At 46.0% G+C, this 24,243-nt stretch carries 19 protein-coding genes and 3 tRNA genes; 11 read left to right on the plus strand and 11 right to left on the minus strand.

The window, feature by feature from the left end; all coding sequences use genetic code 11:
* The first annotated feature begins 163 nt into the window (after positions 1 to 163).
* On the plus strand, positions 164 to 2,170 hold the full coding sequence (uvrB, locus tag CKQ84_RS19480) for an excinuclease ABC subunit UvrB (RefSeq protein WP_105252447.1): 2,007 nt from the start codon (positions 164 to 166) through the stop codon (positions 2,168 to 2,170).
* Between the two features lie 77 nt (positions 2,171 to 2,247).
* Here the strand turns inward: uvrB and rrtA are convergent, their stop codons facing one another.
* Positions 2,248 to 2,844, minus strand: coding sequence for a rhombosortase (gene rrtA, locus CKQ84_RS19485; RefSeq protein WP_105252448.1), 597 nt, complete (start codon positions 2,842 to 2,844; stop codon positions 2,248 to 2,250).
* Positions 2,841 to 3,563 carry a 7-cyano-7-deazaguanine synthase QueC gene (gene queC / locus CKQ84_RS19490; protein ID WP_105252449.1) on the minus strand — a complete coding sequence of 241 codons (723 nt, stop codon included), beginning with the start codon at positions 3,561 to 3,563 and terminating at the stop codon, positions 2,841 to 2,843. Before queC ends, rrtA begins: the two co-directional genes overlap by 4 nt.
* Before the next feature lie 171 nt (positions 3,564 to 3,734).
* On the opposite strand from queC, the gene queE reads away from it, so the two are divergent.
* On the plus strand, positions 3,735 to 4,403 hold the full coding sequence (gene queE / locus CKQ84_RS19495; protein WP_105252450.1) for a 7-carboxy-7-deazaguanine synthase QueE: 669 nt from the start codon (positions 3,735 to 3,737) through the stop codon (positions 4,401 to 4,403).
* Between the two features lie 78 nt (positions 4,404 to 4,481).
* On the opposite strand, the gene CKQ84_RS19500 is transcribed toward queE, so the two are convergent.
* The 4 genes from CKQ84_RS19500 to CKQ84_RS19515 all read right to left on the minus strand — a co-directional run bounded on the left by CKQ84_RS19500 (position 4,482) and on the right by CKQ84_RS19515 (position 6,448).
* Positions 4,482 to 5,639, minus strand: a complete 1,158-nt coding sequence (locus tag CKQ84_RS19500; RefSeq protein ID WP_105252451.1) for a PLP-dependent cysteine synthase family protein — start codon at positions 5,637 to 5,639, stop codon at positions 4,482 to 4,484.
* Between the two features lie 341 nt (positions 5,640 to 5,980).
* Positions 5,981 to 6,065: transfer RNA gene (locus CKQ84_RS19505), tRNA-Tyr, on the minus strand.
* A gap of 142 nt (positions 6,066 to 6,207) precedes the next feature.
* Positions 6,208 to 6,292: transfer RNA gene (locus tag CKQ84_RS19510), tRNA-Tyr, on the minus strand.
* Between the two features lie 71 nt (positions 6,293 to 6,363).
* Positions 6,364 to 6,448: transfer RNA gene (locus CKQ84_RS19515), tRNA-Tyr, on the minus strand.
* A 125-nt stretch (positions 6,449 to 6,573) separates the two neighbouring features.
* Here CKQ84_RS19515 and CKQ84_RS19520 point away from each other — a divergent pair.
* From CKQ84_RS19520 to CKQ84_RS19530, 3 genes are all read left to right on the plus strand, one after another.
* Positions 6,574 to 7,062: a VC2046/SO_2500 family protein gene (locus CKQ84_RS19520; RefSeq protein WP_105252452.1), complete on the plus strand. Its 489-nt coding sequence runs from the start codon at positions 6,574 to 6,576 to the stop codon at positions 7,060 to 7,062.
* 208 nt (positions 7,063 to 7,270) lie between these two features.
* Entirely contained in the window at positions 7,271 to 7,558 is a 288-nt protein-coding gene (locus CKQ84_RS19525; RefSeq protein ID WP_105252453.1) for a DUF406 family protein, read from the plus strand.
* Between the two features lie 243 nt (positions 7,559 to 7,801).
* Complete coding sequence (locus tag CKQ84_RS19530) at positions 7,802 to 9,985, plus strand: bifunctional diguanylate cyclase/phosphodiesterase (protein ID WP_105252454.1); 2,184 nt, start codon at positions 7,802 to 7,804, stop codon at positions 9,983 to 9,985.
* Between the two features lie 173 nt (positions 9,986 to 10,158).
* Here the strand turns inward: CKQ84_RS19530 and CKQ84_RS19535 are convergent, their stop codons facing one another.
* Both CKQ84_RS19535 and CKQ84_RS19540 read right to left on the minus strand, forming a co-directional pair.
* Entirely contained in the window at positions 10,159 to 10,674 is a 516-nt protein-coding gene (locus CKQ84_RS19535) for a YchJ family protein (RefSeq protein WP_105252455.1), read from the minus strand.
* A gap of 104 nt (positions 10,675 to 10,778) precedes the next feature.
* Complete coding sequence (locus CKQ84_RS19540; protein ID WP_028760004.1) at positions 10,779 to 11,354, minus strand: DUF4440 domain-containing protein; 576 nt, start codon at positions 11,352 to 11,354, stop codon at positions 10,779 to 10,781.
* Positions 11,355 to 11,472: 118 nt separating this feature from the next.
* Between CKQ84_RS19540 and smrA the strand changes: the two genes are divergently transcribed.
* On the plus strand, positions 11,473 to 12,063 hold the full coding sequence (gene smrA / locus CKQ84_RS19545) for a DNA endonuclease SmrA (protein WP_105252456.1): 591 nt from the start codon (positions 11,473 to 11,475) through the stop codon (positions 12,061 to 12,063).
* Positions 12,064 to 12,147: 84 nt separating this feature from the next.
* Here smrA and CKQ84_RS19550 read toward each other — a convergent pair whose 3' ends face one another.
* The gene (locus CKQ84_RS19550) at positions 12,148 to 14,013 is read right to left on the minus strand and encodes a M2 family metallopeptidase (RefSeq protein ID WP_105252457.1); all 1,866 of its coding nucleotides are present in this window, start codon (positions 14,011 to 14,013) and stop codon (positions 12,148 to 12,150) included.
* A gap of 220 nt (positions 14,014 to 14,233) precedes the next feature.
* Here CKQ84_RS19550 and CKQ84_RS19555 point away from each other — a divergent pair, with 220 nt between their 5' ends.
* Together CKQ84_RS19555 and CKQ84_RS19560 are read left to right on the plus strand one after the other, a co-directional pair.
* Positions 14,234 to 14,872, plus strand: coding sequence for a TetR/AcrR family transcriptional regulator (locus tag CKQ84_RS19555; protein WP_028760001.1), 639 nt, complete (start codon positions 14,234 to 14,236; stop codon positions 14,870 to 14,872).
* 16 nt (positions 14,873 to 14,888) lie between these two features.
* Entirely contained in the window at positions 14,889 to 17,168 is a 2,280-nt protein-coding gene (locus CKQ84_RS19560; RefSeq protein WP_105252458.1) for an acyl-CoA dehydrogenase, read from the plus strand.
* Positions 17,169 to 17,411: 243 nt separating this feature from the next.
* Here CKQ84_RS19560 and pyk read toward each other — a convergent pair whose 3' ends face one another.
* Positions 17,412 to 18,851: a pyruvate kinase gene (gene pyk, locus CKQ84_RS19565; RefSeq protein ID WP_105252459.1), complete on the minus strand. Its 1,440-nt coding sequence runs from the start codon at positions 18,849 to 18,851 to the stop codon at positions 17,412 to 17,414.
* A 188-nt stretch (positions 18,852 to 19,039) separates the two neighbouring features.
* Positions 19,040 to 19,894, minus strand: coding sequence for a MurR/RpiR family transcriptional regulator (locus CKQ84_RS19570; RefSeq protein WP_006081563.1), 855 nt, complete (start codon positions 19,892 to 19,894; stop codon positions 19,040 to 19,042).
* A 312-nt stretch (positions 19,895 to 20,206) separates the two neighbouring features.
* Here CKQ84_RS19570 and zwf point away from each other — a divergent pair, with 312 nt between their 5' ends.
* From zwf to edd, 3 genes are read left to right on the plus strand one after another with little or no spacing between them, the layout of a single operon-like run.
* Positions 20,207 to 21,679, plus strand: coding sequence for a glucose-6-phosphate dehydrogenase (gene zwf, locus CKQ84_RS19575; RefSeq protein WP_028759998.1), 1,473 nt, complete (start codon positions 20,207 to 20,209; stop codon positions 21,677 to 21,679).
* A 9-nt stretch (positions 21,680 to 21,688) separates the two neighbouring features.
* Positions 21,689 to 22,387: a 6-phosphogluconolactonase gene (gene pgl / locus CKQ84_RS19580; RefSeq protein WP_105252460.1), complete on the plus strand. Its 699-nt coding sequence runs from the start codon at positions 21,689 to 21,691 to the stop codon at positions 22,385 to 22,387.
* A 24-nt stretch (positions 22,388 to 22,411) separates the two neighbouring features.
* On the plus strand, positions 22,412 to 24,238 hold the full coding sequence (gene edd, locus CKQ84_RS19585) for a phosphogluconate dehydratase (protein ID WP_028759996.1): 1,827 nt from the start codon (positions 22,412 to 22,414) through the stop codon (positions 24,236 to 24,238).
* The last annotated feature ends 5 nt before the right edge of the window (positions 24,239 to 24,243 follow it).

A 24,243-nucleotide genomic window follows, 5' to 3' on the forward strand; every position in this document is an offset into this window, starting at 1 on the left:
AAAAAACGCTTAAAACGCCTTAGTTTAAAAGTTTCATGTTTCTTCCTTTAAATTGTCATCTTGCGGTTTTAGATCGTATTGATATGACGACAGGAAGGATAACTGTGGAGCTTAGTCGGTGACTTGATTAGAATGGGGCGACTCACTAAAAGGATATGTGCGCGTGTCAGAATCTGTTTTTCAGCTTGAATCGCAATTCGCCCCCGCAGGCGACCAACCTACAGCGATTGCCAAATTAGTCGATGGACTCGAAGCGGGTCTGGCCTGCCAAACCTTACTCGGGGTGACGGGCTCAGGTAAAACCTTCACGATTGCCAATGTGATCCAAAAGTTAGGTCGGCCCACGATTATCATGGCGCCTAATAAAACCTTGGCGGCGCAGCTTTATGGCGAGATGAAAGAGTTCTTTCCCCATAATGCGGTCGAGTATTTCGTTTCTTACTACGATTACTACCAGCCCGAAGCCTATGTACCTGCATCAAATACCTTTATCGAAAAGGACGCTTCGGTTAATGCTCACATTGAGCAGATGCGTTTATCCGCCACTAAGGCGCTGTTAGAGCGTAAAGATGTGGTGCTGATTGCTTCGGTGTCGGCCATTTATGGCTTGGGCGATCCCGATTCCTATTTAAAAATGTTGCTGCATCTACGCCAAGGCGATGTGATGGGGCAGCGTGACATCTTAATTCGTCTCAGTGAATTGCAGTACAAGCGCAATGATATTGAGCTACAACGTGGTACTTATCGTGTGCGCGGTGAAGTGATTGATATTTTCCCCGCCGATTCTGAGCGTAATGCCATTCGAGTCGAGTTGTTCGACGATGAGATTGAACGCTTAAGTGAGTTTGACCCGTTAACGGGCCATATTATTAAACGTATCGCCCGTACGACGGTTTACCCTAAGACTCACTATGTCACGCCGCGGGAAAAAATCATCGCTGCCACTGAGTTTATTAAAGAAGAACTGCGTGAGCGTAAGCAATATCTACTCGATAACAACAAGTTAATTGAAGCTCAGCGTATCCATGAGCGGGTGCAATACGATGTCGAAATGATGGTGGAGTTGGGTTACTGCTCTGGCATCGAAAACTACTCGCGCTATTTGTCTGGCCGCGCACCGGGGGAAGGGCCACCAACCTTGCTCGACTATTTGCCTGCCGACGGCTTATTAATTATCGATGAATCCCATGTGACAGTGCCGCAAATCGGCGCTATGTACAAAGGTGACCGTTCCCGTAAAACCACACTTGTGGAATACGGTTTCCGCTTACCGTCCGCCTTGGATAACCGGCCGCTCAAGTTTGAAGAGTTTGAGCAATTGATGCCGCAAACTATCTATGTGTCGGCAACACCGAGTGCCTACGAGCTGGAAAAGAGCGAAGGTGAGATTGCTGAGCAGGTCGTGCGGCCAACGGGATTGCTCGATCCTGAATTAGAAGTGCGCCCCGTTGGGACCCAAGTGGACGATTTATTGTCTGAAATCGCCAAGCGAGTGGCCGTCAATGAGCGGGTGTTAGTGACGACGCTGACTAAGCGTATGTCGGAGGATTTGACTGAATACCTCGACGAACATGGCGTAAAAGTGCGTTATCTGCATTCGGACATAGACACAGTCGAACGGGTTGAGATCATCCGCGATCTGCGTTTAGGTAAGTTTGATGTGTTGGTTGGGATCAACTTATTACGTGAAGGCTTAGATATGCCTGAAGTGTCATTGGTGTGTATTTTAGATGCCGATAAAGAGGGCTTCTTGCGCTCTGAACGCTCGCTCATCCAAACGATTGGCCGCGCGGCGCGTAACGTCAATGGTAAAGTGATCCTCTATGCCGATCGCATCACCAATTCGATGGAGAAAGCGATAGGTGAAACTGACCGACGTCGTGAACGTCAGCGGGCGCACAACTTAAAACACGGTATCACGCCTAAGGGCGTCGTTAAACGGATCACCGATGTGATGGATGTGGATGATGGCCGCGACAGTAAAGCTGTGTATGGCAAAGTGGCTGAGCCTAAGTCCCATTACCATAAAGCCGATGCGGCAGAGTTGAGCCATCAAATCGATCAGCTTGAGAAGAAGATGCATGCACATGCGCGCAACTTAGAGTTTGAACAAGCGGCGGCAATGCGTGATGAAGTCAAGCACCTGCGGGACCTGTTAATCAAAGCCTAGATTTATTCTTGCGCTCTGCATTAAAAAAAGCCGTCCAGCAATCATGCTGCGACGGCTTTTTAATATCTTGACTTGGGTTAAGCTGGGACTTTTGATGGGCTCATTTTTAGCTTGATAAACACCGCTAAAGCGCAAATCAACCCGCAGATTAAGCCGACCAAATGCGCCTCAGTTGCTACGCGCGCACCTATCATGGCGGTGACATCACTGCTGGCACCATAAAGCTGTTCGTAACCAACCTTGATGATAACGCCAACGAGCAGCAGATAGCCTGAGCGCAGCTTACGGACAATATCCTGCACTGCGCCGTAGGCGAACAAGCCATGCAACATACCGCTTAAGCCGACATAACCGAGCAATTGCGGATAGCCTAAATACAAGCCTATACCTTCAAGTAAACATAACACGAAAAATAGTGCACTTAAGCCTTTGAGATGATAATGAAAATGGTGCAAAAATAGCACCACCCACAGCCCTGCAAGGTTCATCAATAGATGCCATTGATTCGTGTGCAGTAAATTTCCTGTGATTAATCGCCACCATTCACCCTCACTAATTGCACTGCGGCGATAGGCGAGTAGGTTATCGACAGTGGGGCTTGCTAAGCCTGCTGCATACAAACCCGCACAGATCAGACTCACCATCAGCGCGACCCAATAGGGACTGCGTGTCATGCTTTAGGCTCGCTGGCGTCAAGCTCAGCCATGATCGCTGCTTTATTCTGTAGATAGTCATCTAATCCACGTTTGCGAAGATGACAGGCAGGGCAATCACCACAGCCATCGCCAATCACGCCGTTATAGCAGGTGAGAGTATGGTGGCGAACCAGATCAAGTTGCCGATATTTATCCGCCAGTGCCCAGGTTTGTGCCTTATTGAGCCACATTAAAGGCGTGATGATTTTTAGTTGCTTATCCATGCCTTGAACTAAGGCGGATTCCATCGCTTTGACAAAATCGTTACGACAATCAGGGTAGCCTGAAAAATCGGTTTCACACACGCCTGTGATAATCGCCTGCGCCCCTAATTGATAGGCATAAATACCTGCAAGCGTTAAAAATAAAATATTACGGCCGGGCACGAAGGTATTGGGTAAGCCATTTTCCATCAACTCGTGTGAAACGGGTATCGCATCACGGGTGAGGGCTGAAATAGCTAACTCATTGAGTAAGGTGACATCCATGACTTTATGACTGGTGATCTTCAAGCGTTTTGCTAAGGATTTGGCAACTTCAATTTCTTCGCGGTGGCGTTGACCGTAGTCAAAAGTGATCCCATGTACTTCATCGTACTGGGTTAGGGCTTGAATAAGGCAAGTTGTTGAGTCTTGTCCGCCACTGAATACCACCACTGCTTTGGACACCACTGTTTTTGACACTAAGCTCGTTGACATAAAGGATTTCACTTTACCGTAGAACAGGTATTAATAGGGCGTTAGTGTAACTCAGGCCATAGGGCTTGCAAACTCTGACTATAGGGCCGAAATAGGCTTTCTCGGCGCAAAGACTTGCAGCTCAAGCTAAAATCCACTATAAATGCCGCCCCAGAAAAGTGGAACGTCAGTATGAATTACCCTGTCAACGAAGTATTTGAAACCATTCAAGGTGAAGGTGTCTTTACCGGAGTGCCCGCCATATTTGTCCGCCTACAAGGTTGTCCCGTGGGATGTGCGTGGTGCGATACGAAACAGACATGGGATGTGCTTGAAGCCAATAAGGTGTCGCCAGAGCAAGTGATTACCGTAGACGGCACCATTGGTCGCTGGGCTGATCATACGGCGCAAAGTCTTATCGCTGCTTTTCACGCTAAAGGTTTTACTGCGCGGCATATCGTTATCACCGGCGGTGAGCCTTGTATGTACGATTTACGCGAATTAACCGAGACCTTGCACAGCCAAGGCTTTGCGACTCAAATCGAAACCAGTGGCACCTTCGAAATCAACTGTGCCGATGACACTTGGGTGACAGTATCACCCAAGGTGAACATGAAAGGGGGCTATCAGGTATTTGCACAGGCGCTGAACCGCGCCAATGAGATTAAGCATCCTATCGCTACTGAAAATCACATCGATGAACTTGATGAGTTACTGCAAGACATCGATATTTCAGCGAAAACGATTTGCCTGCAGCCGATTAGTCAAAAGCCTAGAGCGACAGAACTGGCGATGAAAGTGTGTATCGCCCGTAATTGGCGCTTATCGATCCAGACCCATAAGTATTTGAATATTGATTAATGCTAATTTGCAAAGCATAAAAAAACGCCTCACAGTTGTGGGGCGTTTTTTATGGTGGATGTTTTGTGGATTTTAAACCTAACGACTTAATACAGTTGCTAAATCAAGCTCACTTAACTGGCCGAAATGATTAAATGCTGCAAGTTGGCGCTGATAGGGCGCAATATCGCCGATGTTAGCTGCAATCCAATCTGTATCGTAATAAGTATCAAGGTAACGCTCACCCGAGTCACAAATGAGGGTCACTATTGAGCCTTGCTCTCCACGCGCTTGCATTTGTACGGCAAGTTGCAATGCGCCGTACAGGTTGGTTCCTGTGGATGCGCCGGTTTTACGGCCAATCAATTGTTCTAACCAATGAATCGTCGCCACTGATGCGGCGTCGGGAATTTGCAGCATAGTATCGACAACTCCAGGAATAAACGATGGCTCGACTCTCGGTCGACCTATGCCTTCAATCTTACTGCCATTGCAACAGGTTAAGCTGGCATCGCCGCTCTGATAGAAATCAAAAAAAACGGAGTTTTGCGGGTCGACCACGCAAAGTTGTGTTGCCAACCTCTGATAGCGAATGTAGCGGCCTATGGTCGCCGATGTGCCGCCAGTGCCTAGGCTCATCACTATCCAGCGCGGGATTGTGTGTGGCTCGCGCTCCATCTGATTGAAGATAGAGTTGGCTATGTTGTTATTACCGCGCCAGTCGGTTGCACGCTCGGCGTAGGTGAATTGATCCATATAATGGCCGCCAAGCTCTGCGGCAAGGCGCGCCGATTCGGCGTAAATTTCACTGGAATGTGTGACAAAATGACATTGACCGCCATAGAAAGTGATCTGCTCAATCTTCTTTTTAGCCGTGCTTTTGGGCATCACGGCAATAAAAGGTAAACCGAGTAAACGGGCAAAATAGGCTTCAGAAATCGCCGTGCTGCCCGATGAGGATTCGATAATCGGCGTGCCTTGCTTAATCCAGCCGTTACACAGGGCATAGAGGAAGAGTGAGCGGGCGAGGCGATGCTTTAAGCTGCCTGTCGGGTGGGTACTTTCATCTTTGAGATAAATATCTATGCCATCGAGCATAGGTAATTCAAGCTTAATCAAGTGGGTATCGGCGCTGCGCTGAAAATCCGCTTCAATCTTGCCTATCGCGTGGGCTTCCCATGTTGGGCAGAGTCTGTGAGAATCCACTGGTGGTTGAATCGTGTTAGAAATCATAGTAGTCACATCGAAAGGGATCATTTTCAGAGCATATCACGGGGACGGGCAAAGCGGTTTTATTGGATGAGCTTGAAGTCATTCGCTTAAAGTAGAGCACGACGTAATTGAAATCAAAAATGTCGTTAACCAAGAGGTTTACTTAATATAGAAATGCCAAGAATTTAATCAGATTAAGCTGGAACAGTCAGATTAAGCTGGAACAGTCAGATTAAGCTGGAACAGTCAGATTAAGCTGGAACAGTCAGATTAAGCTGGAACAGTCAGATTAAGCTGGAACAGTCAGATTAAGCTGGAACAGTCAGATTAAGTTGGAACAGACTAAGCGGAAGTGGAACAAGAAGGATATGCGAGAGTGAAAGAAATGGTGGAGGGAGAAGGATTCGAACCTTCGAAGGCTGAGCCGTCAGATTTACAGTCTGATCCCTTTGGCCACTCGGGAACCCCTCCACAAACTTTCTTTTTAGCTTTACAACTAACTTTTAAAATTGTCTTTCAAAACATCATCAATAACGGACTTGTTTATCAAGACAAAACTAAACATTGACCATGCTTAGTCTTTGAAAATGATCCTCTGCGTTAGAGATAAAGATGGTGGAGGGAGAAGGATTCGAACCTTCGAAGGCTGAGCCGTCAGATTTACAGTCTGATCCCTTTGGCCACTCGGGAACCCCTCCACGAATACCTTTAACGCTTTTGTAAAACTCTACATCATTTTCGAACAACACGATAAAACTTGCAGTGCAAATGGTGGAGGGAGAAGGATTCGAACCTTCGAAGGCTGAGCCGTCAGATTTACAGTCTGATCCCTTTGGCCACTCGGGAACCCCTCCTCAATTGCGGCCGCCATAGTAGTCAGAAACCTTTTCCATGTAAATACCCAATTTAAAAATATTCCTAAAGTTATGTATCAAATGGTCGATTAACTAACAACGAATTGTTTTGACGATGTTTTTTTATGCAAATTGATGTTCCTTTAGTCAACGAAGCCCAAATTGGCACCCGCTTAAACGCGGCGATAGAAAACGACAGACGGGGCGAATTCGCCTTGTTGCTGTCGTTACTGTCGGTTGACGCTCGGGACATGGCGCAATTCCAATGGCAAAATGAACTCGATATGGCGCAAAAATTACAGCGTCAGTTCGAATTGCCACCGCAGCAAAGTTTAATGGCGGATTTATCGTCAGTTGAGCCTGTGGTTGATAACAGCAGTATTTTTATGGATCAAGGTCCACGTGCGTTTCAATTACAACAAGCATTGCGACCGGAAGCCTTAGTCATCCGTGGCGGCGAGTCAGTCGCAATGGCAGAAGCGTTAAGTAACTGTGACCATGTGACTCAGCTGAGGCAAAGGGGCCAATTAACCGCACCCAAAGTCGAGATCATGCACTTTGCTGATCAATTGGCAATCCAACGTAATCTTGTGCCTTTGCTCGCCTCAGCCTAAGGCAGTCTTCCCGCAAGTGATCTTCAATACCCATCGGGTCAATCTGATCCATTTCGATAAATAAGCGTGAGCTAAAGCCAGTTATCTTGAAGCTTAATTACCTATAATTCGTATTAACCTATCGAGTTAAAATTTACCGCGTTAAAAATTTAACGAGCATATTTTAGTGATGCCGTTAATCAGTCGCTCTATACATTAAGGAATACAGATGAAAGGCATAATAGAAGCACAGAGCCCGACAGTGAATGACACTTGCACCGATTGCGGCAGCTTTGTCGATATCGGCGCCGTTATTGATGAACACGATACGTTATTGACGTTAAATTTTGTTGGCGATAGCGCTCAAGCGGATGCCGAAAGCATGTCAACACGCGCTCAAACTCGATTTGCTGAAGTGCAAACTGAATTTGTGACTAAAGCTGAAGGCGTCGACTTACTGCTGACCTTCAATGTCAGCGCGGAAAAAATGATTTTTCAATTGGAAAACGGCCTGTAATTTTTAGAGCAGCACTTTAGTTTTAGTCGGTTATGGATATCCGGAAATCGCGCTAATTGCCTAAAAATGCTGCTATTGTTAACCAAATTGTAATAAATTGTGCCACATGTTGCTGTGCTTGCAACAGTTAGTGTAATCTGCCTCCAAATAAGAATAATTCAATCAGCTTAATTCTAAATTTCAAGGTAAGTTTGCTAACAGCAAAGACCTTTAGCCCAACACGAAGTTTTGTAGGGAACCAGCGTGAAGCGACGTCAGCATCAGCATTTATTGGAGTCTTTGGTACAGTCAACTGCAAAACAGCAGGGCGATTTCACAAAGACGGCAGAGTTAACCACAGAGTTGTTGTGCCAGAATTTAGCGGTTTCTTTGGTATCAGTGTGGACTTTTTCATCTGATCAACAAACCCAATCACTCGTCGCACAATTTGGTTCTATGATGTTGCAAGACATTCATAGACCTAAGTTACTACAAGATTGCCCCCGGTATGTACACGAGCTCAAAACTCTGCGCCATATCGATGCAGGCAATGCCCTGACCGATCCACGTTTAAGTGAATTGGCTGAGTGCTATTTTATCCCGCGGCAAATCAACTCGAGTCTTGACATCGCCATTCGTATCAATGGCCATCTCGAAGGTGTGCTCTGCATCGAGCGGGCACAATTGACACCTCACTGGCATGACAGTGAAATTCACCTCGCGTGCCAGATGGCTGACCAATTAGCCCTGACCTTAGCGACAAAACACAGCTACGATAAAGAAGAAAGCTTGAGTTTATTTCGCTGTGCCACTGAACAATCACGACAAATCAGTATGTTAATTAATCTGCATACTGAAAAAGTCGAGTATGTGAATCAGGCGCACAGTGAAATCACCGGCATGCCCCGTGAACAGATTATCGGCGCGAATATCCGTGAGTTGGCTTTTTTCAAGCAGCATGCCCAATTAGCCGAGCAAACCCTAGCGCAAATCTTTAGGGGCGAAATTGCCAAAGGCGAAGTGCAGTTTAGTCGTGCCGATGGCAGTTGTTATTGGCTGACATACGTGCTGAGTCAGTTCATTACCGATCGCGGTAATCATTATGCCTTGGTCTCGTGTGAAGAAAATACCGACGAGCATAACTATAAGTCAGAGCTTGAACGGCTTGCTTGGCGTTGTGGATTAACGGGACTCCATAACCGTACTCATTTTAATCGAGTCCTTGAACGTACCACGAAGGGACTGTTGTTATTAGTTGATTTAGTGGGATTTAAGCGTTTTAACGATACCTATGGTCATGAAAATGGCGATAGCTTGTTGATAGAAATTGCCCGCCGTTTGAAACATTTTTCTGAGATTAATAAGGCCACCGAAATTGCCCGCGTCGGCAGCGATGAATTTGCCGTGCTGTTGACCGATGATAATGCGGTTTACGATCTTGATTATTTTAGTACGCGCCTGTATCAACATCTTGCTATGCCTATTTTAATCGGCCGCGAGCAAGTCGAACCTAAGCCTGCTTTAGCTGTGGTTGATATTGCTTCTGTGGCGAGTTTGTTTGCCCCATTAACCTGTGCCGATATTGCAGTGCAGTATGCTAAAAAGAAAAAAGGCACTGCAATCCAAGTATTTAACAGCACGTTATTGAGTGCATTTAAAGAGGATGCGCAGATAGAACGTGATTTACACAGTGCGATCCGTGGCCGTCAGTTTGAGCTTTATTATCAGCCACTGAGGGATCTTGAGCAGAATACCTATATTGGCGCCGAAGCCTTAATCCGTTGGCACCATCCTAAAAGAGGCGTGTTATTTCCAGCTTCCTTTATTGATATTGCTGAGCAGTCGGGGATGATTAATTCCATTGGCAGTTGGGTTTTAGAGGCCGCATGTCGACAGTTGAACCTATGGCAGCATCATAATGCAGAGATGACAATGCATGTAAATGTGTCGGCCCGCCAGTTCTTCAGTGGTAATTTATTCGAGCAAGTGTGGCAGTTGTTGACGCGTTATCGCTTGAAACCTAAGACGTTAATCTTAGAGATCACTGAGACTGAATTGATGGGTGATATTCGCCACGCGACCTTGTTATGCCAAGAATTAGCGGAATTAGGCGTAGGGCTCGCGATTGACGATTTTGGGACGGGTTACTGCTCTATGCGTTATTTGAAGCAGTTTCCGATCAGTAAACTTAAGATTGATCGTTCGTTTATTTCAGATCTTACCGTCAGCCGCGAAAGTCGCGAAATTGTGTCAGCCATTATCGCCATGGCGAATGCATTGAATATATCTCTGACGGCAGAAGGGGTTGAAACCCTTGAGCAAGAAGCATTTTTAGCGAAAAGTTTTTGTCATCAGGCACAAGGTTATCTCTATAGTCCTGCATTACGGGAGCCTGAGTTTGCACAATTTATCTTGTCGGCTAAAAGCGCTTCGGCCATAACCCACTAAAGTTACACATAACCCACTAAGTCACAATTATTTCAAATGTGCTGCTCACGATAAAATAAAGGCAACCTAGGTTTGTAATCTAGGTTGCCTTTATTGTTGATCTCTGTGCTTGTTCAATCAGCACTATAAACCTTCATCGTAATTTTCCAGTGCAGTTCAGCACTGTATACCTATTAAGATTTTAAGCAGCATTGTTTGAATTTTTTGCCACTATGGCAAATACAGAGATCATTTCTACCGGGTAATTTAGCCGTCATTTGCTGGCCTTGGCTGTAATACCAGCGACTTGCTTGGTAGATAAATTCGGATCGCTCATAGATAGCATCAATTTCACCATCGAGCTTATACCAAGCTTTAAAGGTAACTGTGCCATGTCGTTGTTCAGCTATCGCCGCTTGAGCATTGTGGCTTGGTGTTTCTGTGCTGCTCTGTACATCTAATCCTAACCAATGTGGGTGAGGACCAGCATTGAGGCTCGTGAGAGTAAGGCCATTTAGATAGTCTGGATGATGTGTTTTTAAAATGTAATCAAAATTTTTCAATACAAATGCGCAGTAGCGTGAGCGCATAAGCTGTTCAGGTGTGCGGGCAATGACTTGCCCAGAGTCTACATGCGTATGCAGTGGACCACAGCAATCTTGGTAGCTTATCCCACTGCCACAGGGGCAGGCTTGCTTAGTTGTAGTCATGTTGGCTAAATCTTTAGTTTAATTATATTTTTTTGAATTTATTCTATTTATATCTAAATGCGTTAGATGTTAGACAATCCATTTAAACGTAATCGGCATTAACATTAGGGTAATTTTTTACCCGCAGGTAAAGGCGGAAATTGGCGACCATAATACAAGTTAGGCACTGGTTTCGCATTCAGATAATAGCTAGGTTCTGCGCGGTTATTGGTATCTAAGCTCACTTTCCATTGAGTGGATGAGACTTTTTCTGTACCAATAGCAAATTTGCCCGCAAATTCACTCACAGGTTCGCCGGTTTCTTGTGCTGGGTAAAATCGAACCAAATAATAGCCTGTATCTATGGCACCATTACCGATAATTTTGCGTTTAGTAATGCGAAAATCCACGTCGATAGTGGCTTTTTTGGCGCGGATTTTATCGAAAAACTTCTTGTAAATGGCGACAATATTGTCTCGTCCATAGTAAATTTCTTTACTTTGACTCTCAGATAAGTAGCTAGCGTCATCAGCGTAAATCTCACGAGTCACCTCAGGGGACAATTGATTAAAAGCACTAATAAACAAAGGGTAATTAGCGTTGATCAATTGATCATCAGTGGATTTTGTATGAGTTTTAGCTGGATTGGCTAAGCTTGGTAGTGACAATAAACACATCAGGACTAGCGGTAAAAATTTCATTACTTTATTCTAATCTGGCAATCATGGCGTCACTATAATGGAGGCGCCCGCTGAACTAAAGCCTTGAATGTTTACAAAGTGTGTTTCTGTACAAGAGTGTGAAGTAAAGGAGCTTGCCATGCTGGATGATGAATCAGCACTGTTTTTTGAGGAAATGGCTGGAGTCGTACCACTAAAAGGCGATATGCCAGTGGTAAATTTAGCACTGAAAGCGTTGACGGCTGAGCAAATACACAGACGCGATGCTTTAGAACGGGAAACCTTCCTAGCGTGTATGCCACTGGATTTAAAAGCGTTTCCACAGCAAGCGCCAGATGACATTGTGAGCTTTAAGCGTGAGGGAGTACAAAGCGGTGTTTTTAAACGACTCCGAATGGGGCAATACAGCATCAAGATGGAGCTTGATGTGCATGCTTATCGGTTAAACCAAGCTCGTGATGCCGTCCTTAACTATTTACTGGCAGCGCAGGCACATGGTGAACGCTGTGTCATGTTGATCCACGGTAAAGGCTATCAGAGTCAACCCTTTGCAGGATTGCTCAAATCAGCTGTGTGCTATTGGTTATCACAACTCGACATGGTGCTTGCCTATCATTCGGCGAAAACCGAGCAGGGCGGTGCTGGGGCACTTTATGTGATGTTAACTAAGTCAGAACAGCTTAAGCTTGAAAACCGTGAAGCCAATCGTAAAGGAATGGGATGGCGTTAGATTAAACAGATAAGTATTGAATAAAAATGCCCAATTTTATTGGGCATTTTGTTTTATGTTATTGGGTGATAATTTAATGACCCCTTACCAACCACACTGGCGGTTTGCGGTGGTATTTTGCTCATCTAACCATGTTTTAAGTGGTGCGAAGTAATCGAGCACCGCTTTTGCATCCATGGCTTCTTTGCCGGTGACTTCTTTCAATGCTTCTGGCCAAGGTTTACTTAAGCCTAACTCGAGCATCTTATTGAGTTTCTCTCCCGCGGCTTGATTGCCATAAATACTGCATCTGTGTACCGGACCTTTATCGCCTGCAGTTTCACACAGTGCTTGATGGAATTGGAATTGCAAAATATGCGCTAGGAAGTAACGGGTGTAGGGTACATTGCCTGGTACATGGTATTTAGCACCCGGATCAAAATCTGCTTCACTACGTTCAGTCGGTGCTTTTACGCCTTGGTATTTTTCCCTCAGATCCCACCAAGCTTGGTTATATTGGGCAGGCGTGATTTCGCCGCTAAACACTTTCCAGCGCCACTGATCTATCATCAGGCCAAAGGGCAAGAAAGCAATTTTGTCTAAGGCTTGTTTTAGTAAGAGGCCGATATCCTTAGATGCATCAGGCACTTCTTCTAATAAGCCGATTTGCTTTAAGTAGCTTGGGGTGATCGACAGTGCAATTGTGTCACCAATTGCTTCATGGAAACCGTCGTTAGCGCTGTTTTTAAACAGGAATGGTTGTTGCTTATAAGCGCGTTGATAGAAGTTATGCCCAAGTTCGTGGTGGATAACGCTAAAATCTTCGGCAGTTTTTTGGATACACATTTTAATGCGGATATCGTCGAGATTATCGAGATCCCACGCCGAAGCGTGACAAACCACATCACGGTCCTTTGGTTGTACGAATAGAGAACGCGCCCAAAAACTTTCTGGCAATGGTGCGAACCCTAATGATGTGAAGAAGCCTTCGGCTTGTTTCACCATTTTATGCTCGTCATAGCCTTTCTTTGCCAGTAACTCAGTGACATCGTAACCCGGATCGGCATTGTCAGGGGCGACGAGATCATACACATTGCCCCATTGCTGGGCCCACATGTTGCCAAGTAAGTGTGCAGGGATGGGGCCAGTGGTCGGTGCGACGCTATCGCCGTATTCTTTATTGAGTTCACCGCGCACATAACAGTGCAAGGACTCATAAAGTGGCTTAACTTGGCCCCAAAGACGGTCGAGTTCCTGTGAAAAGTCATCGGGCTTCATATCATATTGACTGCGCCATAGCTCAGACAGGTTGGCATAACCGAGATCCTTCGCGCCTTCATTGGCCAGTTCCACTTCACGTTGAAACAAGGGACGCATAGGTTTGGCGATTTCACGCCAGCCTTTCCACGCTTCTAGCAAGATTGCGGGATCCCGTGATTCGGCCATCAAGCTCGATAGCTCAGGCTGGGTCATACACTTACCGTCGGCAAAACAGTACTTTCCTTTGCCGTATAAGCCATTTAACTCTGAGCTAATTTGCGCAAGCTCGGCATTTTTCGCAGGATCGAGCGGCGCGGGTAGTATTAACGCACTGCGTAGGATATTGAGCTTGCGGGCATTAACGGGATCGAGTTGCACATTGGCGTACTTAGCCGCCTCTGTTGCAAATTTTACCGACGCTGCGCTGACCTTTTCACCGACTGCGGCAGACTGAGCCGCGGTATCATCGGTAATAAAGTTGCTGTAAATCCACTCGGCGCGATTAGATTCAATCGATAATTCAGCCATTTTGGCTTCAGCATCATTAATAAAAGCAATGGCTTGTGCTTTATCTGGGGCGGTATTGATGACAGCTGCTTCTGCAGTAGCTGTCTTGTCTGTTTTACTTTGAGCATCATTACAGGCCGTTAATCCCAGCGCGAGTGCCACTGTGAGGGCGATTTTACTGCGACGATTCAATGAAATAACCATGTCTAGTTGTCCTTGTTGTTTTTGTGTTACACAGTTTACCTAAACCACAGGGTTATTGCACAAGGGTTAATTAACTTGTTTTTAACACTTATTCGGACATGTGCGACATACCGCTTATATCACAGACTAGAAAGCGGTGAATTTGTCCAATTTTAGTTTGACATCCGTGGTGCCAATGTTTAATTTAAACGAGTGTTTTAAATTAATTCAAGGTCACGGAATGGCAAGTCGATCCGATACAAAAACTAGAATACTTGATGCCGCAGAAAAACTGTTCGCCGAACGGGGCTTTTCTGAGACTTCCTTGCGACTCATTACCAGCAAAGCTGAGGTGAATTTAGCATCGGTCAATTATCACTTTGGTTCTAAAAAAGAGCTGATCCGTGCAGTGTTAGCCCGCTATTTAGACGTATTTATGCCTGCTGCTTCAAGCCAAATTCACCGTTTAAATGCCGCTCCAGCACAAGCAACACTCGAAGAGATCCTGTCTTCTTTGGTCGATCCTTTATTGGATTTAAACGCGCTACGTACCGAAGGCACCACGATCTTCCTGCAGCTTTTAGGCCGTGGCTATATCGAAAGCCAAGGGCATTTACGTTGGTTTATCACTACCCATTACGGCCAGCATCTGGATGCTTTTGTTAAAGCCGTTTCGGCCAGTGCACCACATATTCCACCCGCTGAAATGTTTTGGCGCTTACACTTTACCTTAGGCACTATCGTGTTCACTATGGCGTCCGCTGATGCCCTAAATGACATTGCTGCTGCTGAGTTTGGTGAGCATAACGACATCGAAGCCGTGATCCGTAAAGTGATCCCCTACATGGCGGCTGGTGTATCAGTCCCCGTTTCTTCTTAATTAAAAGGTCTTGATAATGTTGACGATTATAATTCTTGCCCTGATAGCCATTGTCGTGTTGTTTGCGGTGAAAAATATCCGGATGCAGTTTATTACCCGCCCAGTTTTTAGTTTTTTCAAGAAGGTCTTGCCGCCACTTTCAGATACCGAGCGCGAAGCGATGGAAGCCGGTGATGTCTGGTGGGAAGGGGAGTTATTCCGCGGAAATCCTAACTGGAATACCTTGCACAGCTACGGTAAGCCGACGCTGACAGCTGAAGAAAAAGACTTTATTGATAATCAAGTAATGACAGCACTGACGATGATCGATGATTTCGACATAGTGCATAACCGCAAGGATTTACCGCCAGAGCTGTGGGAATACTTTAAGAAAGAAGGTTTCTTCGCACTGATCATTCCGAAGAAATTTGGTGGTAAAGCTTTCTCTGCCTATGCAAACTCTACCATTGTCAGCAAATTAGCCAGCCGTAGCGTAAGCGCTGCTGTTACTGTGATGGTGCCGAACTCTTTAGGCCCAGGTGAGTTGCTGACCCACTATGGTACGAGCGAGCAGAAAGAACGCTGGTTACCTGCTTTAGCTAAAGGCGATGAAATTCCTTGTTTTGCATTAACTGGTCCAGAAGCGGGCAGTGATGCCGGCGCTATCCCCGATGTAGGTATTGTGTGTCGTGATATTTTCAACGGCGAAGAAATGCTTGGGCTTAAACTTACATGGGATAAGCGTTATATCACGCTGGCTCCTGTAGCAACAGTTCTGGGTTTAGCGTTCCAAATGCGCGATCCTGAAGGTCTGCTTGGCGATAAGAAAAACTTAGGCATTACCTGTGCGTTGATCCCAACGGATCATCTTGGTGTGGTTATTGGTCGTCGTCATAATCCGCTGGGTATGGCGTTTATGAACGGTACTACTCAAGGTAAAGAAGTGTTTATTCCGCTCGATTGGATTATCGGTGGCCCTGAGTTTGCCGGTAAAGGCTGGCGTATGCTGGTTGAGTGTTTGTCAGCGGGCCGCGGTATTTCATTGCCAGCATTGGCAACGGCTTCTGGTCACATGGCGACGAAGACGACAACGGCTTACAGCTATGTGCGTCACCAGTTTGGTATGGCAATTGGCCAGTTTGAAGGGGTGCAAGAAGCGCTGGCGCGTATTATTGCCAACACTTATCAGTTAGAAGCCGCACGCCGTTTAACAACCACGGGTATTGATCTTAAAGTCAAACCTTCGGTCGTGACCGCGATAGCTAAGTACCACATGACTGAATTAGGCCGTTCAGTGATGAACGATGCCATGGATATTCAATCGGGTAAGGGCATTCAATTAGGACCTAAAAACTATTTAGGCCACCCTTATATGTCGAATCCAATTTCGATTACTGTGGAAGGCGCGAATATTCTAACCCGCTCCTTGATGATTTTTGGTCAAGGTGCGACTCGCTGCCATCCATACGTGCTTGCCGAAATGGAAGCCGCAGCGATGGAAAACCAACATGAAGCCTTAGAGCGTTTTGATGCGTTATTAATGGGTCACATGGGTTATGCCACGCGTAATGCTTTCAGTGCTTTGTTTAGCGCGTTAAGCGGTAGCCGTTTTGGCAGTGCGCCAGTGAGCGGTGAAACTAAGCAGTACTATAAAGATATGTCGCGTATTTCGTCTGCATTAGCCTTAATGACAGATTTATCAATGCTGATCATGGGCGGCGATTTAAAACGTAAAGAAATGCTGTCGGCACGTATGGGTGATGTGCTCAGCCAGTTATATTTAGGCTCAGCGACCTTGAAGTTGTTTGAAGATAATGGCCGTCAACAGGACGATTTGCCTGCGGTACGTTATATAATGGCCAATCGTTTGCACTTGGCGGCTAAAGCGTTGGAAGACACGATTCGTAACTTCCCAAGCCGTCCTGTGGCATGGTTACTGCGTGGCTTAATCTTCCCGCTGGGTAATCACTTCACTGCACCGAGCGACAAAATGGCGACCGATTTAGTTAGCGGCATGTTGAAGCCTGGCCCTGCTCGCGAACGTATTACTTTCTTATGTCCTGAATTTGAAGGGGATAAGGGCGGTATTGCTGAAGTTGAGCAAGCATTTATCGCGCAATATGCCTGTAAAGATATCTATAAAAAACTGAAGAAAGCGCAGCGTGCCGGTGAGTTGCCAGCAAAAGTGCCGAATCTAGTCTTGTTTGCAAAAGCACTCGAGACTGGCGTTATCACTGCCGACGAAGAACAAAAGTTACAGCATGCTGATAAGCTGCGCTTAGCGGCAATTAATGTGAATGATTTCGAAGCGTTATAGTGATTGTTAGTGTTTGATGTTAGCGTTTAATGTTAGTGCAGTTTGGTCTAAGCGGTGTTAAGTTCGATAGCTAAGCCGCTTAGGCCGTTTGGATTTCCCTCTGAAATGAGAGACCAACAAATCTTCATCAACAGAAATCTGCACTTACAGAAAATAGTCAATATAAAAAAACCACCTTCATGAGGTGGTTTTTTATTGGCTTTTTTCTAACGAGCTTGAGTTGTTAGAAGAAGCTTAAGCAACCTAAGCTACGATCAACACTTTACAGGTGTTAGTGCCGCCGATGGTTTCCATTGCATCGCCTTTGGTCATCAGCACCATATCACCGCTATTCAAATAACCAGCCGCAGTTAATGCTTCTAACGCTTTTTGCGCTAGCTCATCGGCTGGGTGGATAGTTGAATCGAAGTAGATTGGCAACACGCCGCGGTACAAGGCCATTTTGGCTAAGGTTGTTGCGTGACGTGATAAACCTAAGATTGGCAGTGAAGAACTGATACGAGACATCAACTGTGGTGTTGCACCCGATTCAGTCAGAGCGATAATCGCCTTAACGCCTTCTAGGTGGTTTGCTGCATACATAGTTGATAGTGCAATGGTTTCTTCAACTGAAGTGAAACGCACATCTAATCTATGCTTAGACACAATCACACTTGGGTGAGATTCAGCGCCAACACACACGTTTGCCATTGCTTTAACGGTTTCTTCTGGGAAGTCACCGGCAGCAGTTTCAGCAGATAACATCACAGCATCGGTACCATCAAGCACAGCGTTCGCCACGTCCATCACTTCGGCGCGGGTTGGCATTGGGCTTGAAATCATCGATTCCATCATCTGAGTGGCAGTGATGACGACTTTATTCAGTTGGCGTGAACGGGCGATTAACTTCTTCTGCACTGCAACGAGTGCTGCATCACCAATTTCAACACCTAAGTCACCACGGGCAACCATAACAACGTCAGACGCTAAGATAACATCATCCATAGCGGCATCGGTCGCAACCGCTTCAGCACGTTCAACTTTAGCAACGATCAACGCATTACAACCTGCTTGACGAGCAAGATCGCGAGCATAGTCCAAGTCAGCACCACTGCGCGGGAAAGACACGGCTAAATAATCCACTTGGATCATTGCTGCAGTGAGAATGTCAGCCTTGTCTTTTTCGGTCAGCGCAGCAGCAGAAAGTCCGCCGCCTTGTTTGTTAATACCTTTGTTGTTAGATAAAGGGCCTGCCACAGTCACTGTGGTATGCACTTTACGGCCTTCAACACGCTCAACGCGTAATTGAACACGGCCATCATCTAACATCAGGATATCACCAACAGTCACATCGTCTGGCAATTGCTTGTAATCGATACCCACTTGGGTCTCGTCGCCTTCACCTTTGGCTAACTCGGCATCAAGTACATAGGCTTGACCTAATACGAGTTGTACTTTCTTATTGTCTTTAAAAGTAGAAACGCGGATTTTAGGGCCTTGTAAGTCACCAAGAATGGCCACATGAACGCCTAACTCTTTAGCGATTTCGCGCGCTTGAGTTGCTCGTTTTAGATGATCTTCGGGGGAACCGTGGGAGAAATTAAGACGTACAACGTTTGCACCTGCCGCGATGATGCGGCGTAGATTATCATCACGATCGGTAGCGGGACCTAGAGTGGTGACGATTTTGGTTCTGCGGAACATAAGGATACTCCGTTAAAGTTAAAAAAAAATCTTGGGACTATATTACCATGCAATTCCAAATTTTGTAGTAAAGTTACAATCAAATTGATCTAAAGTTATGTATGAAAATTGTGAGGTATCGCTGATATTTGCACGATAAATGGCTAGGTTAAGGATCAACACTAGCCATTTTTAGAAAAGGAAGTGAGTTACAGTATCGGATCTTTATTGATGCGAGACTCTTTTAACACTTCTTTCACTCGTTTCAAATTATCGCGGAAACGTGGGCCTCTACGTAAGGTAAAACCCGTTGCCAATACATCTATAGTGACTAATTGGGCTAAACGCGAGGCCATAGGTAAATACATGTCAGTATCTTCTGGCACTTCCATTGTCACGGGCAGTGTACATTCCATTGACAAAGGCGAGTTGCGGGCGGTAATACCAATCACAGCTGCACCATTTTCTCTCGCTAAACGCGCGATTTCAATCAATGACTTAGTACGGCCAGTGTGGGAAATCAATACCACCACATCGCCCTCATTACTGTTAATACAGCTCATGCGTTGCATTAGAACATCGTCAAAACAGATGACAGGGACATTAAAGCGGAAGAATTTATTTTGCGCGTCATGGGCAACTGAAGCGGATGCGCCTAGGCCAAAAAAGGAAATAGTCTTAGCTTGAGTGAGAATATCAACGGCTTTATTAATGGCTGAAATGTCTAGGCTTTGACGTGCGGTATCGAGCGAAGCCATTGAAGATTCGAATATTTTTGTCGTATAAGACTCAGTCGAATCATCTTCTTCAACGTGGCGGCTCACATAAGGTGTACCGTTCGCAAGACTTTGCGCTAGATGTAACTTAAAATCAGGGAAACCTTTAGTATCTAAGCGGCGGCAGAAACGATTCACAGTAGGTTCACTGACATCTGCCATCTTAGCCAGTGTGGCGATGCTAGAATGTATAGCTGTCTGTGGTGATGCTAAGATCACCTCTGCAACTTTGCGTTCTGATTTACTAAAATGGGTGAGGCTTTTTTGAACCTTTTCTAGGGTATTCATACGCGTATGTCCGCTAAATTGAGAATGTAATTTTATTTATTTTTATTTCGTGGGAGCAGATCAAGACTGGCGGCCCACTAATAGACTCTATGTAGTAACTTTTCAGTACAATTTTGAAATAAGACTTTACTACCTTCAGTAATTTAAGCACAAAAAGCATATCAGATTTATGCAGCAAGTGACTAGTTAGCAAGAATGTTAATATTTATAAAAATAGATGCATTTAACAAATTCTGTTGTTATATTACAACAAAAGTGTGGATTTCTTCATCGACATGAAGGGACACGACATACAAAGGAGATCGTAACGCAATGGGCAAAACAACATCAGGCGCCAAAGCTTGTGACTTCGTACTCTTTGGTACTAAAGGCGATTTGGCACGACGCAAGTTGTTACCTTCTTTATACCAGCTAGATAAAGCTGAACTTCTCGATAAAGATACGAAAGTGATCGGTGTCGCGAAAGACGAGTTTACTCAAGATGAGTTTATCGAATTAGTCACGCTTGCATTAAACACCTTCGTGAAAGAGCCTTTGTGCGAAGAGACTCTCCAACGTTTCCTGTCCCGCTGCCACTATATAGGCACTAACTTTACCGATTCAGCGGGCTACAGTGCCTTCCATGATCTGCTCAAACCAGAAGAGCGCGTTATGGTCAGTTACTTTGCTACGCCACCTGCAATATTCGGCGACATTTGCCGTTGTTTGCATGAACAAGATCTTATCCACCCAGATTCACGCGTGGTGCTCGAAAAGCCCATCGGCTCAGATTTAGACTCTTCTCGCGTTATCAATGACCAAGTTTCCGCTTACTTCAAAGAACGTCAGGTTTACCGTATCGATCATTACTTAGGTAAAGAAACCGTACAGAACTTGATTGCACTGCGTTTTGCTAACTCTTTATTTGCCTCTAAGTGGGACAACCGTACGATTGACCACGTCCAGATCACAGTCGCAGAAGAAGTGGGCATCGAAGGCCGTTGGGGTTACTTCGACAAAGCGGGTCAGATGCGCGACATGATCCAAAACCATTTGCTGCAAGTGTTAACGCTCGTTGCCATGGACCCACCCGTTAACTTAGACGCTGACAGCATCCGTGATGAAAAAGTTAAAGTACTTAAATCACTGCGTCCGATTAATTCTGACAATGTGTATGAAAATACCGTACGCGGTCAGTACAGCGCAGGCTTCTTAAAGGGCAGCCCAGTCCCGGGTTATTTAGAAGAAGAAGGCGCCAACCTTCAATCACACACAGAAACCTTCGTGGCTATTCGTGTGGATATCGACAACTGGCGTTGGGCGGGTGTGCCTTTCTATTTACGTAGCGGTAAACGTATGCCGTTTAAGAGCTCTGAAATTGTGGTGTATTTCAAAAACCCACCGCATAACTTATATCGCTCAAGCTACCGAAATCTGCCACCGAACAAGCTGACGATCCGTCTGCAGCCCCATGAAGGGGTTGAAATCCAGATGATGAACAAAGTGCCAGGTTTGGAGCAAAAACAACGTCTACAAACCACTAAACTCGATTTGAGCTTCTCTGATACCTTCAAAAATGAACGTATCGCCGATGCCTACGAGCGTCTGTTACTCGAAGCTATGCTCGGTAATCAAGCGCTGTTCGTGCGCCGCGACGAAGTCGAGCAGGCATGGACTTGGGTGGATGGTATTATCCAATCGTGGGAACAAAGCAACGAAAAACCAAAACCTTATCCTGCGGGTACTTGGGGTCCAGTTGCGTCAGTTGCTTTGATCACCAAAGATGGCCGTTCGTGGGACGAGTAGGAGACTTTGATGATTAAAGAAACCGTATTCAAATCTTTCGATACGCCAAGTGCGTTAGAACAACAGCTTGCGAATAGAATTGCGAGCCAGTTGCAGGAAGCCGTCGATGCCCGCGGAAAAGCGAGCTTAGTGGTTTCCGGTGGTTCGACGCCGCTTAAGTTATTTCAACTATTGAGCATGAAATCCATCGATTGGAGTGATGTTTATATCACGCTTGCCGATGAGCGCTGGGTTGAAGCCGACGCCGATGCTTCTAATGAGCGTCTCGTGCGTGAACATTTATTACAAAACCGTGCGGCAAATGCCAAATTCCGCGGTTTAAAAAACATGTTTTCGACCGCAGAAGCGGGCGCCGATATGGCCGCCGAGTCCTTGTCTAACTTCCCACGTCCTTTTGATGTGGTGGTGTTAGGCATGGGTAACGATGGTCATACCTGCTCTTGGTTTCCCTGCAGTGCTGAGCTTGAAAATGCGCTCACAACCCAAGCCTTGTGTGTGGCGACGAACCCCACCACAGCGCCCCATGGTAGAATTACGCTCTCTAAGAGTGCGATTCTGAACAGCAGACAAATTTATCTGCACTTGGTCGGGGAACAGAAATTATCCGTATATCGTCAAGCGTTAGAAAGTGATGATGTCCATGCTATGCCTATCAGAGCCGTATTAGCGCAGCGTAAAACGCCCGTTGATGTGTTCTGGAGCGCTTAAGGAGTCACTATGCACTCAGTAGAAATACATTCAGTAGTTCAAGCTGTTACCGACAGAATTATTGCCCGTAGCAAAGCGTCACGTGAAGGTTATCTCGCCGCATTGAATGATGCCCGTAACCATGGTGTACACCGTAGCTCATTGAGCTGTGGCAACTTAGCCCATGGTTTTGCCGCCTGTAATCCAGACGACAAAAATGCATTGCGTCAATTGAATAAAGCGAACATCGGCATAGTGACGGCATTTAACGATATGTTATCTGCGCACCAACCCTATGAAAGCTATCCTGAATTGCTTAAAAAAGCCTGTCAGGAAGTTGGCAGTGTTGCACAAGTGGCGGGCGGTGTTCCGGCCATGTGTGACGGTGTGACTCAAGGTCAACCCGGTATGGAATTGAGCTTACTGAGTCGTGAAGTGATTGCGATGGCAACGGCTGTGGGCTTGTCTCACAACATGTTTGATGGCGCTTTACTGCTCGGCATTTGCGATAAAATCGTTCCAGGTTTGCTTATCGGCGCCTTAAGTTTTGGTCACTTGCCTATGTTATTCGTGCCTGCTGGGCCGATGAAATCAGGTATCCCGAACAAAGAAAAAGCCCGTATTCGTCAGCAATTTGCCCAAGGTAAAGTGGATCGCGCGCAACTGTTAGAAGCTGAAGCCCAGTCTTACCACAGTGCGGGAACTTGTACTTTCTACGGCACGGCAAACTCGAATCAGTTGATGCTTGAAGTGATGGGCCTGCAGTTACCTGGCTCGTCATTTGTGAATCCTGATGATCCACTGCGCGAAGCGTTAAATAAGATGGCAGCTAAGCAAGTGTGTCGTTTAACCGAAATGGGCACCCAATATACCCCAATCGGTGAAGTGGTCAGCGAAAAATCTGTGGTTAATGGCATTGTGGCACTTTTGGCTACTGGCGGTTCTACTAACTTGACGATGCACATTGTCGCCGCGGCTCGTGCTGCCGGTATTATTGTGAACTGGGATGATTTTTCTGAATTATCCGATGCTGTACCATTAGTGGCGCGCGTGTATCCAAACGGTCATGCCGATATTAATCATTTCCATGCAGCCGGTGGCATGGCGTACTTAATCAAAGAATTGCTCGATGCGGGTTTATTGCATGAAGATGTGAATACCGTTGCGGGCTTTGGTTTACGCCGTTATACCCAAGAGCCAAGGTTGCTCGACGGTGAACTGCGCTGGGTCGATGGTCCAACGACTAGCTTAGATACTGAAGTGTTAACGTCAGTCGCATCACCTTTCCAAGGCAACGGTGGCTTAAAATTACTCAAAGGTAACTTAGGCCGCGCTGTGATCAAAGTGTCAGCAGTACAAGAACAACATCGTGTCGTTGAAGCGCCCGCGGTGGTGATTGACGATCAAAACAAACTCGATGCCTTGTTCCAAGCCGGTGCTCTGGATAGAGATTGTGTTGTGGTGGTTAAAGGTCAAGGCCCGAAAGCCAATGGTATGCCAGAACTGCACAAGTTAACCCCATTATTGGGAACGCTTCAGGACAAAGGGTTTAAAGTCGCGCTGCTGACCGACGGTCGCATGTCTGGTGCGTCGGGTAAAGTCCCTGCGGCCATTCATTTAACGCCAGAAGCCTTAGATGGCGGTTTAATTGCCAAAGTCCAAGATGGCGACTTGATCCGTGTCGATGCGTTAACAGGCGAACTGAGCCTGCTGGTCTCTGAAGCTGAACTTGCCACCAGAGCCGCGGGAATAGTGGATTTACATCGCTCACGTTATGGCATGGGCCGCGAGTTATTTAGTGCGCTACGTTCAAATCTAAGTAGTCCAGAAACTGGTGCGCGTTGTACTAATGCCATCGATGAACTTTATTAATACAA

The sequence above is a fragment of the Shewanella sp. WE21 genome (assembly GCF_002966515.1).
GTDB lineage: Bacteria > Pseudomonadota > Gammaproteobacteria > Enterobacterales > Shewanellaceae > Shewanella > Shewanella oncorhynchi.